We start from the raw sequence: 16134 nt of genomic DNA, 5'->3' as shown, positions 1-16134 counted from the left end.
CGGGAACTGTGGTGTTGTCCGGGCACCTGCGCCCGAGACAGAGGGCTGCTGCTGTCGGCCGGTGTCCATCGCCATCGGGCCGCCGAAATTTCCCGACCCCCTGCGCCCGATCCTACTCAGCGCTTACGGTGGGGTATGCCCGCCGGCTACGCGCGCGCCCTGGGCGGGGCGTTCGACCTCGCTCTGGCCAAGGCCGTGTCCGTGGTCCCGGCCCGGCCCGGGCTGCAGCTGGAGCCCAAGGTCGACGGCTTCCGCGCGGCGATCGTCGTCGAGGATGGGGGAGTGCGGGTTTGGTCCCGCAACGGAACCGACCTCACACCGAGGTTTCCCGAGCTCGAGCAGGCCGCGCGGGCCCTTATACCCGAGGGCTGTGTGGTCGACGGTGAGATCGTGATGTGGAACGAGGGGCGGCTGGACTTCGACGCGATGCAGCGCCGCATGGGCCCGGGCCCGGCTCTGGCACGCCGGCTGGCTGCCGAGCAGCCGGCCAGCTTCGTCGCCTTCGACATCCTCGCGGTGCTCGGCCGCGACGTGCGGCCGCGGCCGCTGTCAGAACGGCGCCGTCTGCTCGAGGAGCTCGCGGCCGGGTTCGACCCGCCGCTGCAGCTGTGCCCCGCCACGTTCGACCGCGCCGCAGCCCAGCAATGGTGGGAGGACCCGGGCCGGGCCGGCTTCGAGGGCATCGTCGCCAAGCCCGAGGGACCCTACCTGCCCGGACGCATCTGGTGAGTTATCTGCACCTTGTGCCGCGCGCCGCCGTCGCTCCTTGACTCGCATTCGCTAGGCATGGGAAGCAGGACGATCTGAGTCCCCTAGGCCGAAGGTGGGTGCCGGAGTGCAGGAGCGCAGTCTGAGCAAGGATGTCCGCGGAGGTCTGATCAGCGGCGAGGTGGAACTCGCGCGCGTTGGGTGCGTCGAGGTTGGGCCGGGCCCTCATGAGCCCTTCACGCTGTGGGACCCGGGGGGTGCGGTTGTCGAGCCAGTAGCCGCTTGGATCCGGTATCTGGCCGTTGGGGATTACAGCGTGCGCACCCTGCGCTCCTATTGCTTCGCCGCGCTGACGTGGTTCCGTGTGCTATGGATGCTTGATGTGCCGTGGAGCCGGGCGAGCGAGGCTGAGACGGCGGCGATGGTCGGGTGGCTGCGGGTAGCGCCCAACCCGCAGCGGCGGCGCGCAAAAGGCATGCCCGGAGGGGTCAACATCAAGACCGGGAAGCCGAATCTCCGGGCCGGGTACGGGCCGGCGACGGTCAACCTCACGCTCGCTGCCGTCCACGGGTTCTACGGTTTCCACGCCCAGTGGGCGCACGGCCCCGTCGTGAATCCGGTCCCGGCCTCTCCGCAGCGTCGCCGCGCGCTCGCGCACCGAAGCGCGGTCGAGCCGAAGCAACGCCACCGGCGGGGTCCCTACAGGCAGCGCGCCGCGCAGAGGTCGCCGCGTTCCATCTCGGACCGACTGTGGGATGAGCTATTCGAGAGGATGGGCAATGACCGGGATCGCGCCCTTCTGGCATGCTTCGTGAGTTCGGGTGCCCGGGCCGAAGAGCTCCTCGGAGCCCAGGTCGAGGATGTCGACTGGGCCAATCAGCGCCTCTCGGTAGTCTCGAAGGGAAGCAGGGAGAGGCGCTGGGTTCCGCTCTCGCCAGAGGCCAAGGCATGGTTGGTCCGCTATCTGGGCTCGCTCGACGTCTCCTCGAGCGGTCCGCTGTGGCGCACGCTCAGAGGCGCCGAGCGTCCGCTGACCTACTCCGCGGCCAGGCGTGTCCTCCAGCGCGCGAACGCGGCCCTTGGAACGAACTGGTCCCTGCACGATCTGAGGCATACGGCGTCCGTGCGCATGGTCAACAGCGGCGTGCTCACGCTGCCCGAGGTGCAGGTCGTGCTCGGGCACGCGGATCTCCGCACGACGAGCCGCTACACAATGCCGCGCGAAGAGGAGATGATCGCCAAGCTGCATGACTTCTACGCCCGTCCGGCGCAGCCCGCACGGCGGTTCGCGTCCGGGTACTCGGCAGAGGACGTCATGGCTGTCTTCGGAGCCGAGACGGGGGAGCGCGACGGTGAGTAGGGCATCAGTCTCGACCACGGCTCTCTGGAGCCGGCGTGCTGCTCCCTCAGGGCCGGACAATGCGGCGCCTGAGCGGGCGCCCAAGGCATGGGGGAAGGACGACATCGTCGAGCCCCTGGCAGCGGCAGCGAATCTTCCCGCTCCTATGGGCGACCTGAGCCGGGCGACTGTGGACCAGCTGCTCGATACCGCCTGCTCGGTGCTCCCAAGGTCGCCTATCCAGCTCGACAAGCGGCGCCGCTCGATCCGGCGTCTGGCTGAGCATCTGTCTGGGTTCGAGGGCGGGACATGGCAGGCGCGGTGGGAGGCCAGCGGGTGGGAGACCTCCGAGGAGCCGCTGGCCTCGATGAATCCCGCACCGACGGCGAGCTGGAGGATGACCAGTGGGCTGAGCTGGCTGGTCGCGATGCGTGCGGTGGTCCCCTCGGTTCGAACGCTCCGCCGCGACGTCGTGTCCGGGTGGCTTGAGAAAACGGAGCTCAGAGTACGCTAAGGCGGTTTTTGGTGGTCCTGTTGGCGTACTCTGCTGCCCGTTTTCGAGGGCCGGTTCAGGTTTGTCGGTGGCGGAGTTGGCGGTATCTGCCGGGTTTGACCTGGTTCCGCCAGGTGTAGTTGCCGGTGAGGTTGATGTGCTCCCAGCCCAGCGGTGAGAGGTACTGGAATAGCTCGGGGTCGAGGTCTGGGGTCTTCTCTCGGAGGGTGTCGATGGCTCGTTCGAGGTAGACGGTGTTCCAGTGGACGATGGCCGCGGTGAGCAGGTTCAGGCCGGAGGCGCGGTAGCGCTGGTGTTCGAAGGAGCGGTCGCGGATCTCGCCGAGGCGGTTGAAGAAGACGGCGCGGGCGAGGGCGTTTCGGGCCTCGCCCTTGTTCAGCCCTGCGGTGGTCCTGCGGCGGAGGTCCGGGTCGGAGAGCCAGTCAAGGACGAAGAGGGTTCGTTCGAGGCGGCCGAGCTCTCGCAGGGCGCGTGCGAGGCCGTTCTGGCGGGGGTAGGCGCCGAGCTTGCGGAGCATGAGGGAGGCGGTGACGGTGCCGGTCTTGATCGAGGCGGCGAGGCGGAGGATCTCGTGCCAGTGGTCGCGGATGTGCTGGGTGTCGATCTTCCCGCCGATGAGGGGCTCGAGCTCTGGGCGTGCGCGGGTGTCCTTGGGGGTGTAGAGGCGGGTGTCTGCCAGATCGCGGATTCTGGGGGCGAAGCGGTAGCCGAGGAGGTGGGTGAGGGCGAAGACATGGTCGGTGGTCGCCGTGGGTGTCGACGTAGTTGGCCTCGATCTCGGCGTCGGTGCCGTGCCGCAGCAGGCCCTCGATCATCGCCGCGACCTCGGAGCTGGAGCAGGACTTCAGCTGGGAGTAGATGCACACGTTCCGGCGTTCCACGTGCCAGTAGATCATCACCCCGGCCTCGCGACGCCGGACGCCACCCGTCTGGCCAGCTACTTTGCCCCTGGGGACACCTTCGGGAGTCCCAGGCCTTGATCACGACCGACCCCGCCTCGTTCGTGGCGCGATAAGCCTCTTCTCTCGGTTTCTGAGTCCCTCGCAGGACCGGGGTCCTCGGACGCCGCGGCCGGGCGGTGCGGCTGGGCTACCGGTGTTGGGCGGCGAGGGGGCATTGGAAGATGGAGCCGTGTCCGTGGCCGACGGCGTTGAGGTACCGGACGATGATCGCGTAGGAGGCCGGCAGGGTCGTGGCGGTGTAGGGGATGCCCTGCCGGGCGCAGTGGGCTCGGACGAGGGCCTCGGCGTGCCGCAGGGCCGGGCGGGGCATGGTGGGGAAGAGGTGGTGCTCGATCTGGCGGTTCAGGCCGCCCATGAACACGTCCATGGCCCACCCTCCTGTGATGTTGCGGGAGGCGAGGACCTGGCGTGTGAGGAAGTCGGCCTTGGAGGAGGCGGCGAAGACCTTCATGCCCTTGTGGTTGGGGGCGAACGTGGCGCCCATGTAGAGGCCGAAGACGCCCTGCTGGATCCCGACGAAGGCCGCGGCGATCCCGGGGGGCAGCAGCCAGAACGCCAGGGCAGGCACGGCGCACACCCGGGCGGCGAGGATGGAGATCTCCACCGCCCTGCGCTGGACCGGGGCGCGGCGGAACAGGAACCTGAACGAGTCCACCTGCAGGGCAAGGCCCAGGAACGGCAGGACCGGGAAGAGCAGGTAGCCCTGGTGCCGGGTGGGGAACCTGAGCCAGCGGGGCCGGGCCGCCGCGACGGCGTCGTGGAACGCGATGGTCCCGGGCCTGATGTCCGGGTCCTGGCCGATGACGTTGGGGTTGGAGTGGTGCCTGGAGTGCTTCTGCTGCCACATCGCGTAGCTGATGCCGGTGAGCCCGTTGCCGAGGATCCTGGCTGACCACTCGTTCACGCTCCACGAGGCGAAGACCTGCCGGTGCGCGGCCTCGTGGGCCAGGAACGCGAACTGGGTCATCAGGACCCCGAGCCCGACCGCGACCAGCACCTGGAACCACGAGGCCCCGATGATCGCGAACCCCGTCCACGCCCCGCCCCAGGCCAGCATCAGGATCACGAAGACGGTGATGTAGTAGCCGCGCCGCCGCTCCATCAGGCCCCGGGCCCGGACCTCCTTCTGCAGCGCCAGGTAGCTGTTGACCACCCGGTTCGGGCGGGCCGGGCGCTCGCTAGCCGAACTGGAAAGGCCCATCGTTCCCCCTGGAGAATCCGAGGCCCGGCAGCCGTGTTCCGGGGCCGGTCCCTCCCTCCCAGCATAGGCCCCATCGGTTGCGGGCAGAGGCGCCGACGAGCCGGATCCCGCCCCGCCTGGCACCCTTGGGCGCCCTTCTGCTTCCGGGGCCTTTTCCCCTGATGGGGTGGAGAATGGGAGAAGGAACCGTCCGGGCGCCACAAGGGCGCCCTTGGACGGTTCCGCAGATTAAGGAGGGGATCCTTATGGGCCCCATCGCTCTGACCGTCCTGATCGTCGTCGTCGTGGTGCTGCTGATCGCGGCGAGGATGTCGATCCGCATTGTGCGCCAGTTCGAGCAGGGCGTGCTGTTCAGGCTCGGGCGGGTCGTGGGGGTGAGGATGCCCGGATTCCAGCTGATCGTCCCGGTGGTGGACCGCCTGCCGCTGGTGAGCCTGCGGATCGTGACGATGCCGATCCAGTCCCAGGGCATCATCACCCAGGACAACGTCAGCGTCGACGTCTCCGCCGTCGCCTACTACCGGGTCGTGGACGCGGTGAAGTCCGTCGTGGCGATCGAGAACGTCGAAGCAGCGATCAACCAGATCGCCCAGACCACCCTCCGCAAGGTCGTCGGCCGGCACACCCTGGACCAGACCCTCTCGGAGACGGAGCGGATCAACGGGGACATCCGCCAGATCCTGGACGTCCTCACCGCCGACTGGGGAGTCGAAGTCACCCTCGTGGAGCTGAAGGACATCCAGCTGCCCGAGACGATGAAGCGCGCAATGGCCCGCCAGGCCGAGGCCGAGCGGGAGAAGAGGGCGAAGATCATCGCCGCCGAGGGCGAGGCGATCTCCGCCGCCGCCCTGGGCGACGCGTCGGACACCATGATGGCCCACCCGCTGGCCCTGCAGCTGCGGAACCTGCAGAGCCTGGTGGAGATCGGCGTGGACAAGAACACCACGGTCGTCTTCCCCGCCCCGCTGATGAGCACCATCGGAGAGCTCTCCGCTTTCCTGGCCCGGGAGGGCCAGTCCGCAGCGTCCGCAGCGTCCGTCAACGGCAAGGCCCCGGTCAAGGCAGCCTGACCCGCAACGCCTCAGGCAAGCCCTGGGCGCGCTATGGTCGGGTGATGGTGGCAGCTGCCGCGGAACGCGCCCTCACGTCGTACCACTGGCTCGGGATCCCGATCGCCCTGGCCGGAGCTATCCTGCTGTCCCTGGGGACCCTGTTCCAGCACCGGGGGGTCGACGACAGTGCCGGAAAGCCCGGACCCGGCCGCGGCGGGGGCATGGGAGGCGGGCGGCTGCGGCGGCTTGTCCGTCGGCCGGCCTGGCTGGCCGGGACCGGGATGCTCGCGGGTGCGGTGGTCCTGCAGCTGACGGCCCTGCGCTTCTCCCCGCTGATCGTGGTCCAGCCCATCGGTGCGTTCGCCCTGGTCGTGACCACCCTGGCCACCGCACGGACGGACCGGGCCGCGCCCGGGCGGCGCACTGTGGTCTCGGTCCTCCTGTGCGTGGCCGGCGTCGCCGCGTTCGTGGCCGTGGCCGCCGTCTCGGCCCAGGACGCGCCGATCAGCGACCGCCACCTGGCGGCCATCCTGATCCTGCTCGGGGCCGTCCTGGCCCTCCTGGGCGCCGGGTTCGCCCTCTTGCACCGCAGATGGAACGCGGCCGCCTACACCGTCGCTGCCGGGGTGCAGTTCGGTTTCGTCGCGGCACTGGCCAAGACCGTCATCGCCAGGATCCTCCAGGGCGACTTCGAATGGCTCTCCCTGACCTGCGTGGCCGGCCTCGGGGCCGCGGCCGGCTTCGGCGCCTACCTCGTCCAGAACGCCCACACGAGGGGCAGCTCGGAACTCGTCGTGGCCGGGCTGACCGTGGTGGACCCGCTGGTCGCGGTCACCATCGGCATCGCCGTCCTCGGCGAGGCGGACACGGCACCCCCGCAGGCCTTCGCCGGGTTCGTCCTCGCCGGGGCCGTGGCGGTGGCCGGGGTGATCTCCCTGGCCACCGTCCACGCCAGAGGGGTCCACGCACCGTCGCCGCGCCCGCCGGCCCCGGGGCCTTGACCCTGGCCCGGAGCGGCGGCGCAGGCTCCGAAGGGATTCCTTCGCATACCCTGCCGCCCAGCCGGGCTCAGGCGTAGCCTGAAACCGAGGGACCGGGGTCCCAGGAGCCGCAGACCGGCTCGAGTCCCGACCCTTCCGGAAGGTTGGACATCATGGCCTCTGTGCCGCTCACCCCCCAGAAGCCCCAGGCAGGGCAGGAAGGCCCGCGGACGCCTGGACCCGCACCACAGGGCGTCCCAGCGGGCGGATCCGCCCCGGCCCCCTCCACGGCCCGGGCGGGGAGGCCCCGGACGACCAGGGCCGGCATGGTGTGGGGCGCCGTCGTCGTGGCCCTGCTGGCGCTGGTGCTGCTGATCGTCTTCATCCTGCAGAACCAGCAGCCCGCCCGGGTCCTGTTCCTCGGGCTGGACGGCACCGTCGCCCTGGGCATCGCGCTGCTCATCGCCGCGGTCGGCGGAGGCGTCCTCGTCGCCGCAGCCGGTGCCGCGCGGATCATCCAGCTCAGGACCCACGCCCGCAGGGCCCGCAGGGCCGGCTCCAAGCCGTAGCCCACCCCGGCGCCACAACCCAGACCAGGAAGAGCCATGAATACCATCCCAGAGCACGCCGAAGCCCTCCTCCCCGCCGCCCCGGGAGACCTTTCGGGGCCGGGGGACCCGCTGCGGGTGACCGGGGTCGTCCTGAGCGCCCTGCCCTCGGACACCCTGACCCCCGAGGGCCCCCAGCGGTACACCGTCACAGCGTCCCTCTCCCGGCGCCCGGACCCCCTGGAGGTCGAGTCCATCCACTCCGACGCCACCCGGCGGCACCTGGAGCAGGCAGGCTTCGGCCAGGCCGGCCTGCGCCTGGCGGACCGGAGGCTGCTGATCTCCGGCACCAGCCTCCAGGAGCTCCGGAACGGCCTGGCAGCCGTGGTCGGGACCATCGTGCGCACCGCCACCCTGGCGGCCCTGGCGCAGAAGGAGCTCGCCCGCCAGTCGCGGGCGGACCTGGACGAGGCCGAGCGCGAGCGGATCCTGCGGGTGGCCGAGGCAGCCGCGGCCATCGACTTCGGCCCCTGAGGAGGCAACCATGACCGAAGACCCCAGCGGGAAGGGCCCGCAGCAGCCCGGATCCGACCAGACCCCACCCCAGCCTGCGCCCGACCGGGCCCCCGAGGCCGAGACCGAGGACGAGGACGAGGCCTGGGACAACGAGGGCGGGCACGCCCCCTCCGCCCCCCGCCAGGGCGGGACCCCGGCCGCGCGGGAGCGCACCCCTGGACGATGACGGCCATGGCGGGGCAGCGCCGTTCGAGAGGATCCTGCTGATCTACAACCCGGCGAGCCCGGCCGCGGCCGTCATGGCCCAGGAGCTGAGCGCCGAGCTGGGGGCCCGCCTGCCCGGTGTGCCGCTGGGCCTGCATCCCACCGCCTTCCCCGGCCACGGGCGGGCCCTGGCCCGGGCAGCCGAAGGCCGGCCGCTGCTGGTCTCGATCAGCGGCGACGGCGGGTACAACGAGGTCGTCAACGGCGCCATGGACGCCGGCGCGACGGCGGTCTGCGCGGTCATGGGCGCCGGCAACGCCAACGACCACCGGCGCAGCACCCGGACCCTGCCCCTCGCCGAGGCGATCGTCCGAGGCGAGGTGCGCCGCATGGACCTGCTCCGCCTCACCGTCGGGGAAGGCCCCAGGGCGTGGTCCCGCTACTCCCACTCCTATGTCGGGTTCGGGCTCACCCCGCTGATGGCCATCGGCATCGAGGCAGGCATCAAGGGACGCTTCACCGAACTCGTCTCCGTCGCCGGGTCCCTCCGGGGTCTCGCGCCCATCGAGGTCACTCGGGCGGACGGGGCCAGGGCGGTCCTGGACAGCCTGATCCTGGCCAACATCCCCCGGATCGCCAAGTACGGCCGGCTCAGCGGAGCTGGCTACCCGGACGACGGGATGTTCGAAGTCGTCATCCTGCCCCACGCCGCCAGGTGGCGCATTGGGCTCATGGCCTTCCGGGCCGTCACCGTCGGGCTCGGAGCCCGGCAGAGCGTGCCCAGCTACAGCTTCACCAGCACCGAGGCGATCCCCCTGCAGATCGACGGGGAGGTCATGGACGTCGGAGCCGGCACGCCCGTCCTCGTAGAATCAGCGCACCAGGCCCTGGCGACCCTGGGCTAGCCAGCGCTGCCTTGCACGCTCCGCCCGCGCCGGTGTCCGTCGCCATCGACGGCATCGCCGCCGGTGCCTCCCTCATCGTGCCGGCGGCACGGCGGCACTCGCTGCGGCCACCGGCTCCGGGTGCCTGCTGAGCAGGCGAGGCGGAGGAGGAGCTCCACTGGCTGCCCGTCAGTGGATGAGGCCGGAGACGAGGTTGATGGTGGTGGCCAGCACGATCGCGCCCAGGAGGTACGACAGCAGGGCCTGCCTCAGCACGGTCCCGCGGATGGCATCGGTGTTCAGGTCGGTGTCCGAGACCTGGAAGGTCATCCCGACAGTGAAGGAGAGGTAGGCGAAGTCCAGGTACCGGGGAGGCCTGTCCTCGTTGAAGTCCACCCCTGCCCTGTCCCGGTAGTAGATCGAGGCGTACCGGAGCGCGAACAGGGTGTGCACGAGGAGCCAGGGCAGGGCGATGCTGCCCAGGGCCAGGGCCACGATGGCGTCCTTGGCGTGCCCCTGGGCGCCGGAGGCCTCCAGCAGGATCAGGGCGACCCCGGCGAAGCTGGCCAGGGCCGCGGCCAGGACCAGGGCGTCGGAGAACCCCCGGCCGGGGTCCTCCCGGCGCGCGTGCGCCGCCGTGGCCCCGGCGTCGAGCCGGCCGATGACTGCCCACACCCACACCAGGTAGGTCGCCGAGGCGGCCGCCCAGCCCAGCGCGGGCGCGTACGCCCAGTTCACCCAGGCGCCCACCAGCACCGCCGCGGCCAGCCCGACCGCGAGCATCACCGCCAGCCTCAGCCGGGAATGATGCGGGAGAGAGTTGAAGTTCCGGACCCGATCCTCAGAAGCCGCAGAAGCGCCCATCACCAGATCATGGCACGGGCCGGGAGCCTGTGGCGCCCGCAACGGCGGCCCCGGTCGACCCCGAGGCCGGCTCCCCGGTCCCACGCCGAGCGCGAGAGCACGACAATGCCTCAGCGCCCCTGCCCGTTCCCCGCTTCCACGGCTAGTCTGGGCGTACAGCAGACAAGGGGAATCCATGGCAAAGCGCGTCCTCTACACCCGCAACGACGGCAGATGGGCATGGCGGCTGGAGGGGGACGACGGCCGGGTCATCGCCACGGACGGCGGACCCGGCTACGCCAGCGAACCCGAGGCACGCGATATGGCGGACAGGATCATCGGCGGGCGTTTCAAGGAAGCCATCGGGGACGTCGGCCCCGAGCGGACCGGACCGGGGCCGGCCCCGGGCACCTGAGCGGCCACCCCCGGGCCGGCATCGCGGCAGCCCCACGCGTCGATGGGCGGCGGGGCCCGGCGGCAGCCGAGCGCAACGGGCCGCGGGCCGTGGTGCTCGCCTGGCTAGTCTTCCTCCCGGCCGTGCGGGCGGTGGGGGCGGCGGGGGTCCCTATGGGGGCCGTGGTCGTGGAGGCCGGTCAGGGAGGGCCCGTCGTAGCCGTACTTGTCAAGCCCCGTGTTTGATGGAGTACTTTTTAGTTGGTTTTCGTGGGTTCTGGCTGTTGGGCTGGTGCGGCATGGGCCGCTTCGTATTCGGCGGGGGGGACGTGGCCGAGCTCGCCGTGGAGGCGCCGGTGGTTGTACCAGTCGACCCATTCGGCCACGGCGATCTCGAGGTGGTTGATGTCGCGCCAGGGGCCTCTGTTGCGGACCAGCTCGGCCTTGAACAGGGAGTTCAGGGCCTCGGCCATGGCATTGTCGTAGCTGTCCCCACGCGAGCCGACGGAGGCGACCGCGTCGGCCTCGGCGAGGCGCTCGGTGTAGCGGATGGCCCGGTACTGGACCCCGCGGTCGGAGTGGTGGACCAGACCGGCCAGGTCGGCCCCGTCCCTGGTGCGGGCCCAGATGCCCATCTGCAGGGCGTCGAGGGCTAGTTCGGTGTAGAGGCTGGTGGAGACCTGCCAGCCCACGATCCGGCGGGCGAAGACGTCCAGGACGAACGCCGCGTAGACCCAGCCGGCGAAGGTGCGCACATACGTTATGTCCGCGACCCAGAGCCGGTTCGGCGCCTCCGCGGTGAACCGGCGCTCGACCAGGTCGGCGGGGCGGGCCGTCTCGGGGGCCGGACGTGTCGTGCGCGGGCCCTTGGCGCGGCTGATCCCGCGCAGGCCCTCGGCGCGCATGAGCCGCTCGACGGTGCAGCGCGCCACCGGGATGCCCTCACGGTTCAGGGCAGCATGGACCTTGCGGACCCCGTAGACGCCGTAGTTCTCCTCATGCACGGTGCGGATCTTCTCGGCCAGCCCGGCATCCCTCAGCGCCCTCGCGGAGGGCTGGCGGGTGCGGTGGGCGTAGTAGGTGCTCGGGGCGATCTGCAGGACGCGGCAGATCGGCTCGACCCCGTGCTCGTCGCGGTGCTCCTCGACGAAGGCGCACATCACCTCGACGGGCGGTCGAGCTCCGCCGCGAAGAAAGCCGAGGCCTGCTTCAGGATCGTGTTCGCCCGGCGCAGCTCGCGGTTCTCCCGCTCGAGCTCGGCGATCCGGGCAGCGTCAGTGCTGGTCGTCCCCGGTCGCAGCCCCTCGTCGACCTCCGTCTCGCGCACCCACGTCCGCAGCGCCTCGGGATGGATCCCCAGCTGTTCCCCGATCCGCTTGTACGCCCCGACCCTGGTCGCGGGATCGGCGCGGGCCTCCAAGGCCATGCGCGTCGCGCGCTCCTTCAGTTCGGCCGGGTACTTCCGCGGTGCTGACATGAGAGAAATCCTTCCGGGTCATCGATCTCTCCATCAAACCCGGTGCGGATCAGTGCACGAGAACACCCCAACCCTGCTTCCGGCCCTTGCCCTCACCGGGGTGCTGGCCTCGGCGCTGCGGCCCGACACCGGCACCGCCCAGGGCCCGGCCCGCTACACCGTGCCCGCGGCCTTCTCCCGCCGCCCCGAGCCCAGGGAGGCCGAGCTGCTCAACAGCGCCGATGCCGCCCGGCGCCTGCGCGCGGCCGGATACCCACAGGTCGGGCTGCTGGTCTCGGACCGGCGCCTGCTGATCACCGACACCAGCCTCGGGGAGCTCAAAGCCGGGCTGGCGCACGCCGTCGCAGCGCTCCTGCGGGAGGTCTCCGAGCAGTGCGCGCGCGAGCGTGCACAGCGCACCCTGGAGCTGGCGGCCCTCGGCCGGGCCGAACAGGACAGGCTCGAAGCCCTTGACGCCGCCGCAGCCGAGATCCGCTTCGAATAGGCCGCACAGGGCGGCCCCGCCCCACACGCCCGTGGGGCGGGAACGGCGGGCTGGAACCGATCCGCGGTTCGGGGACCCAGACGGGCTCGGGGGGGGCGTCTTCCTACCCCTGCCCGCTGCCCTTCCGAGCGGCCGGTCCCGGCTCGCCCTCGCTGCTCTGGACAGGCCCTTCCCGTCGGTCAGGACGGTGCGCGCCGCCGGCCAGGAACAGGTCATCGCCCAGGACCGCGACACAGAAGATGACCACGGCCCCAAGGGTCCTGGCCGTTCGATGCGCGGTTCTCCTTGGCGAGGAGCGGCGCGCGCTTCTGGATTCGGACAGCCGACCTCGGCTCCGAGAAGAGGTCCGATCCGCCCCCCGGTCAGGGCAGATCCTCGCCTGCTCCCGGAAGGAGGCAGTGAAGGGCCCGAAGGGCGGGTCCTGGCGGCCGGGGGCGGGGAAGCGCAAGGCCGGGGAGGCCTTCCTGCTCCGCGCGGCTGGGCCCCGCGGGTGCCCGCCCCATTCCATGGAACGGGGGTTCAGCGGTACGCTCGCCGAAGATGAAGGGAGCTCTCCTCTGATGGCCAGGACGAGCAGGACGGTCTACACGCACACCTGCGACCTCTGCGGGGCCGAGACCCCGAGGGAGGGACTGACCAGGGTCTATGACGGCGTCTGGGGCCGGGGAGCGGTGGATGTCTGCAGGAAGTGCGAGGCGAGGCCCATTGCCGATCTGCTGTCAAGGTTCCGCGAGAAGGAGAACCCTTACGGGGAGGAAGAGCCCCCTGGGCTTCGCAATGTGTCAGGCGCGAGTGACCCACTGAGCCACTAGGCTCGTCCCGATCAGGCAGGAGGCACGGCAGTGAGCACCGAGGGTGAGAGGGGCGCCGGTGCGCGCCAGGAGAACGCCGAGCGCCGGATGCAGCGGCTGGCGGAACAGAAGGGGCTCCGCCTGGAGCGCTCCGGGACGGCCGGCGGGCAGCCGACGTACTGGCTCATGGACCCGCGCACGGACTCTGTGGTGGCAGGCGACGCCGACAAGCGCTTCGGCCTCAGCCTCGAGGAGGTCGCCGAAGCCCTCAGGGACCGCTAGGCGTCCACGCCCCGCCGACGGCCCCAGGAAACCGAGCCAACGGCCGGCCTTCTGAACTGCCCGCGGCAGCCACAGCTCCGAGACACGGGAAAGACCGGCAAGACGACGCTCAAAGCCGCCAAGGGCGATCCTCGCGGGCTGGCCGAAGAACAGCACCCGGTGAAGGCGCCCCGAACGCTAGGGTGGGGAGGGGACTCCCCACTTCCGTTGTCCCTCCATGCTCAGACAGCGGCGAGGGTCGGAATCGATGGTCTGCGAGACGGACAGGGTTGGGCCTCATGCCAGGGCGGAGCTACAAGGGGCGGCGTGTAACGCTTGGCGTGCATGCGCCTATGTTCTGCTTTCCCGCCTTTCTGACACGTTCTTCGCTGTCTGTGTACGGAAATTCTGGGTCAACGCCGACCAAGCCGTGGCGCGCCAAATGGGTCTCTAAACTCCCGGTCTGGGATGTCAACGGCCAGTTGGTTTTCCCCGTGGACGGCCAGTTGTTTTCCCCGGTGGCGGCCATCTTTCCTCCCCACGTATGGCCAGTTGATTCCCCGGTTCGGGTTTGGACTGTCTGTCGGGTCAGCGGAAGGGCGTCACCCCCTTGCCGGAGGCGGCTTGGGCGAGGCGGTAGGACTCGCCCTTGGTCTCGACCCGGTGGGCGTGGTGCATGAACCTGTCCACCGTCGCGGTCGCGATGGTCTTGGGCATGATCTCGTCGAATCCGGCCGGGGCGAGGTTCGAGCTGACCGCCATCGCCCGGCGCTCGTAGGCGGCGTCCACGAGGCGGTAGAACCCCTCGGCGGCGTCTGGGGAGACCGGGAGCAGGCCTATGTCGTCCACGATGATCAGATCGCTGCGCACGACCCTGGTCAGGGCCCGGGCGATGGAGTCGTCGGCGCGGTGCTTGCGCACCAGGGCGCCGAGATCCTCGATCCCGAACCAGGACACGATCATGCCGGCCTCGACTGCCGCGTGGCCGAGCGCCTCGCAGAAGTGCGACTTCCCAGTCCCCGACGGCCCGTAGATCGCGAGATTCTCCCGCCGGCGGACCCATTCGAGGGACTTGAGTGCTTCCTGGGTCGGGCGCGGGATCGGGGAGAGCTCCTCGTCCCAGTCGCCGAAGGTCTTCCCTGCCGGGAAGCCGGCGGATTTGCGGCGGGTGATCAGGTTGGCGCGGTCGCGGCCGGCGACTTCCTCCGCGAGCAGGACCCGCACGAGCTCGGCTGGGTCCCAGCGCTGGGCCTTCGCGGTGGGGATCAGGTCCGTGAGCGCCTTGCGCATGTGGGGCAGCTTCAGCCGGCGGGTCAGCTCCAGGGCCTCGGCCAGCGGGTCGCCGTGGGCGCGGGCGACCACGGTCTGCATCGTTGTGATCGTCACCGGTCCTCCTCCTCGCCCGTCATGTCGGCGGCGGCGGGCTCTGAGCCATCGAGGCGGCCCCAGCCGCCCGTGCCCGGCTGGAGGGAATGGGCCTCGGAGGCCCGGGAGGGCTCCACGTGGGCGAGCCCGGCCTGGTAGCCCAGGATCGAGACCAGGTCCCTGTCGGCGAACCTGCCCGTCGTCGCGGCCGTGCCCAGGGCCCGGTCGACCTGGTCGGTGCCGTAGAGCTTGGCGAACGCAACGGCCTCGGCCATCTTCGCGCGGATCCGCCTGGCTCCCGCGGCGGCGGCCTCGACCAGCCACGCCTTGGCACCCGCGCCGAGCATCAGGAACGCTGCCTCCTCCGGGGTGGTCGCCCTGGGCTGGCGGTCCGCGGCCTCATCCGCCCGGGGCGGGTAGTGCGCGTCGTCCAGGACTGGGGTCCCGGGACGCCCGGTCGCATGCCGGGCCACCTCGCGGGCCTCCCCGCGCTCGGCCACGGAAGTGACGATGACCTCCTCGCCCGCCTCGCGCACCCAGACCCTGGTGTTGGCCAGCTCGTGCGGGACCGAGTACCGGACCCCGTTCATCGACACGGTCGCGTCCCAGTTCACCCGGCGGGTGGTCCCGAACACCACCGTGAACGGCGCCTTCGGAAGCAGATGCAGCCGCTCCCGCTCCGCAGCGAGCATCGCCGCCGGCGCCTGCCGTGTCTCCCGGTGCGGGCGGGCGTTGACCTCGTCGCAGAAATCGTGGCACGCCTTCTCCAACTGCCCGAAGGTGCGGTACTCCTCGAGCAGGTTCGCCGCCGTGGGCACCAGATCCGCCTTCGAGATCCGCACCGTGGACTCCGAGCCGCCCTTGGACTGCGGGTCGGCGGGAACGCAGGTGCGCACGGTCATCCCGTAGTGGCGGCCCATCTCCACGATCTGCGGGTTGCGCACCGCGACCCTGGCGATGTGGTCGGCGGTCACGGTGCGCTCGTTGTCGGTCAGCGCGAACGCCGGGACCCCGCCCATCCTGCGCAGCGTGGCATCCATGCACGCCACGACCGTCGGCAGGCTCTTGTCCCAGATCGGGATCACGACGCGGAACCGCGACCACGCCAGCCACGCGCACCACAGCAGCGTCGCCCGGCCCCCGATCCTCGGCCCCCATCCGTAGTCCCACTGCAGCCACAGCCCAGGCTCGACGATCCAGGGGCGGAACACGCGCCGCCGCCCCGCCGCGAACTGCGCCTTGGCCTCCGCGACCGTGCGCCTCGTGGTCCTCTCCGCGCCGGTGAACCCCATCGCGACCAGCCGCTCATGGACCACATCCGCCCGGACCCGGCCTCCCGAGCGCTCGACGAGTTCTTCGATCTTCGGCAGGAACCCGTCGATCGGCCTGGCCCGCTGCCCCTTCTCGCGATCCGGCCCTCCGGCAGCCCGCAGCTTCACATACCTGGCCACCGTGTGATGGTCACACCCCGCGAGCTCCGCTGCGGCACGGTAGCTGCCGGTGAGGTCATACGCCTCAAGAATCTCCATGATCTCCTCGTTGCTCTTCATCCGCGATCATCACCACGACCGGCGGAAGGAATCCCGCACCCGGGGAGAACAACTGGCCGTGG

17 protein-coding genes, 1 pseudogene and 1 other annotated feature are annotated in these 16134 nt (G+C 70.9%); of the genes and pseudogenes, 12 read left to right on the top strand and 6 right to left on the bottom strand.

Annotated elements, in window-relative coordinates; translation table 11 throughout:
- Positions 1–135: 135 nt before the first annotated feature.
- The 3 genes from L0M17_RS21110 to L0M17_RS21100 all read left to right on the top strand — a co-directional run bounded on the left by L0M17_RS21110 (position 136) and on the right by L0M17_RS21100 (position 2561).
- The gene (locus L0M17_RS21110) at positions 136–729 is read left to right on the top strand and encodes an ATP-dependent DNA ligase (RefSeq protein WP_241056603.1); all 594 of its coding nucleotides are present in this window, start codon (positions 136–138) and stop codon (positions 727–729) included.
- Between the two features lie 106 nt (positions 730–835).
- A complete protein-coding gene (locus L0M17_RS22815; RefSeq protein ID WP_241056602.1) occupies positions 836–2068 on the top strand; it encodes a tyrosine-type recombinase/integrase in 1233 nt (410 codons plus the stop codon).
- Entirely contained in the window at positions 2061–2561 is a 501-nt protein-coding gene (locus L0M17_RS21100) for a hypothetical protein (protein ID WP_241056601.1), read from the top strand. The genes L0M17_RS22815 and L0M17_RS21100 overlap by 8 nt, the downstream gene beginning before the upstream one ends.
- Before the next feature lie 55 nt (positions 2562–2616).
- On the opposite strand, the pseudogene L0M17_RS21095 reads toward L0M17_RS21100, so the two are convergent.
- Positions 2617–3508, bottom strand: a pseudogene (locus L0M17_RS21095) (Tn3 family transposase); the annotation flags it as partial.
- A gap of 142 nt (positions 3509–3650) precedes the next feature.
- The gene (locus tag L0M17_RS21090; protein WP_241056599.1) at positions 3651–4724 is read right to left on the bottom strand and encodes a fatty acid desaturase family protein; all 1074 of its coding nucleotides are present in this window, start codon (positions 4722–4724) and stop codon (positions 3651–3653) included.
- Between the two features lie 245 nt (positions 4725–4969).
- Here L0M17_RS21090 and L0M17_RS21085 point away from each other — a divergent pair, with 245 nt between their 5' ends.
- The 6 genes from L0M17_RS21085 to L0M17_RS21060 all read left to right on the top strand — a co-directional run bounded on the left by L0M17_RS21085 (position 4970) and on the right by L0M17_RS21060 (position 8929).
- Positions 4970–5794: a slipin family protein gene (locus L0M17_RS21085; RefSeq protein ID WP_241056598.1), complete on the top strand. Its 825-nt coding sequence runs from the start codon at positions 4970–4972 to the stop codon at positions 5792–5794.
- A 44-nt stretch (positions 5795–5838) separates the two neighbouring features.
- On the top strand, positions 5839–6777 hold the full coding sequence (locus L0M17_RS21080) for a multidrug DMT transporter permease (RefSeq protein ID WP_241056597.1): 939 nt from the start codon (positions 5839–5841) through the stop codon (positions 6775–6777).
- A gap of 152 nt (positions 6778–6929) precedes the next feature.
- Positions 6930–7325, top strand: a complete 396-nt coding sequence (locus tag L0M17_RS21075; RefSeq protein ID WP_241056596.1) for a lipopolysaccharide assembly protein LapA domain-containing protein — start codon at positions 6930–6932, stop codon at positions 7323–7325.
- Positions 7326–7361: 36 nt separating this feature from the next.
- Positions 7362–7838 (top strand): hypothetical protein, encoded by a 477-nt coding sequence (locus L0M17_RS21070; RefSeq protein WP_241056595.1) that lies wholly within the window; start codon positions 7362–7364, stop codon positions 7836–7838.
- A gap of 10 nt (positions 7839–7848) precedes the next feature.
- Positions 7849–8046, top strand: a complete 198-nt coding sequence (locus L0M17_RS21065) for a hypothetical protein (RefSeq protein ID WP_241056594.1) — start codon at positions 7849–7851, stop codon at positions 8044–8046.
- Entirely contained in the window at positions 8036–8929 is an 894-nt protein-coding gene (locus tag L0M17_RS21060; protein WP_255733289.1) for a diacylglycerol/lipid kinase family protein, read from the top strand. The genes L0M17_RS21065 and L0M17_RS21060 overlap by 11 nt, the downstream gene beginning before the upstream one ends.
- 168 nt (positions 8930–9097) lie before the next feature.
- Here L0M17_RS21060 and L0M17_RS21055 read toward each other — a convergent pair whose 3' ends face one another.
- Positions 9098–9772: a DUF1345 domain-containing protein gene (locus L0M17_RS21055; protein WP_241056592.1), complete on the bottom strand. Its 675-nt coding sequence runs from the start codon at positions 9770–9772 to the stop codon at positions 9098–9100.
- Between the two features lie 175 nt (positions 9773–9947).
- Between L0M17_RS21055 and L0M17_RS21050 the strand changes: the two genes are divergently transcribed.
- Positions 9948–10166 carry a YegP family protein gene (locus L0M17_RS21050; protein ID WP_241056591.1) on the top strand — a complete coding sequence of 73 codons (219 nt, stop codon included), beginning with the start codon at positions 9948–9950 and terminating at the stop codon, positions 10164–10166.
- Positions 10167–10401: 235 nt separating this feature from the next.
- Here L0M17_RS21050 and L0M17_RS21045 read toward each other — a convergent pair.
- Positions 10402–11621 (bottom strand): IS3 family transposase gene (locus L0M17_RS21045; RefSeq protein WP_241053928.1). Its coding sequence is split into 2 segments (ribosomal slippage): positions 10402–11342 and positions 11342–11621, totalling 1221 coding nucleotides; the frame shifts between segments, so codons are not numbered across the junction.
- Positions 11230–11343: a sequence feature (AL1L pseudoknot), on the bottom strand. (Overlaps the previous gene by 114 nt.)
- 52 nt (positions 11622–11673) lie before the next feature.
- Between L0M17_RS21045 and L0M17_RS21040 the strand changes: the two genes are divergently transcribed.
- Both L0M17_RS21040 and L0M17_RS21035 read left to right on the top strand, forming a co-directional pair.
- The gene (locus L0M17_RS21040) at positions 11674–12105 is read left to right on the top strand and encodes a hypothetical protein (protein ID WP_241056590.1); all 432 of its coding nucleotides are present in this window, start codon (positions 11674–11676) and stop codon (positions 12103–12105) included.
- An 842-nt stretch (positions 12106–12947) separates the two neighbouring features.
- On the top strand, positions 12948–13178 hold the full coding sequence (locus L0M17_RS21035; RefSeq protein ID WP_241056588.1) for a hypothetical protein: 231 nt from the start codon (positions 12948–12950) through the stop codon (positions 13176–13178).
- A 567-nt stretch (positions 13179–13745) separates the two neighbouring features.
- Here the strand turns inward: L0M17_RS21035 and istB are convergent.
- On the bottom strand, positions 13746–14543 hold the full coding sequence (gene istB, locus L0M17_RS21030) for an IS21-like element helper ATPase IstB (RefSeq protein WP_308196793.1): 798 nt from the start codon (positions 14541–14543) through the stop codon (positions 13746–13748).
- Positions 14540–16072, bottom strand: coding sequence for an IS21 family transposase (gene istA / locus L0M17_RS21025; protein ID WP_290427279.1), 1533 nt, complete (start codon positions 16070–16072; stop codon positions 14540–14542). Before istA ends, istB begins: the two co-directional genes overlap by 4 nt.
- Positions 16073–16134 lie beyond the last annotated feature (62 nt).

Source organism: Sinomonas terrae, from assembly GCF_022539255.1.
In the GTDB taxonomy this organism is placed as follows: Bacteria; Actinomycetota; Actinomycetes; order Actinomycetales; family Micrococcaceae; genus Sinomonas; species Sinomonas terrae.
This window is presented reverse-complemented; position numbering and strand designations above follow the sequence as displayed.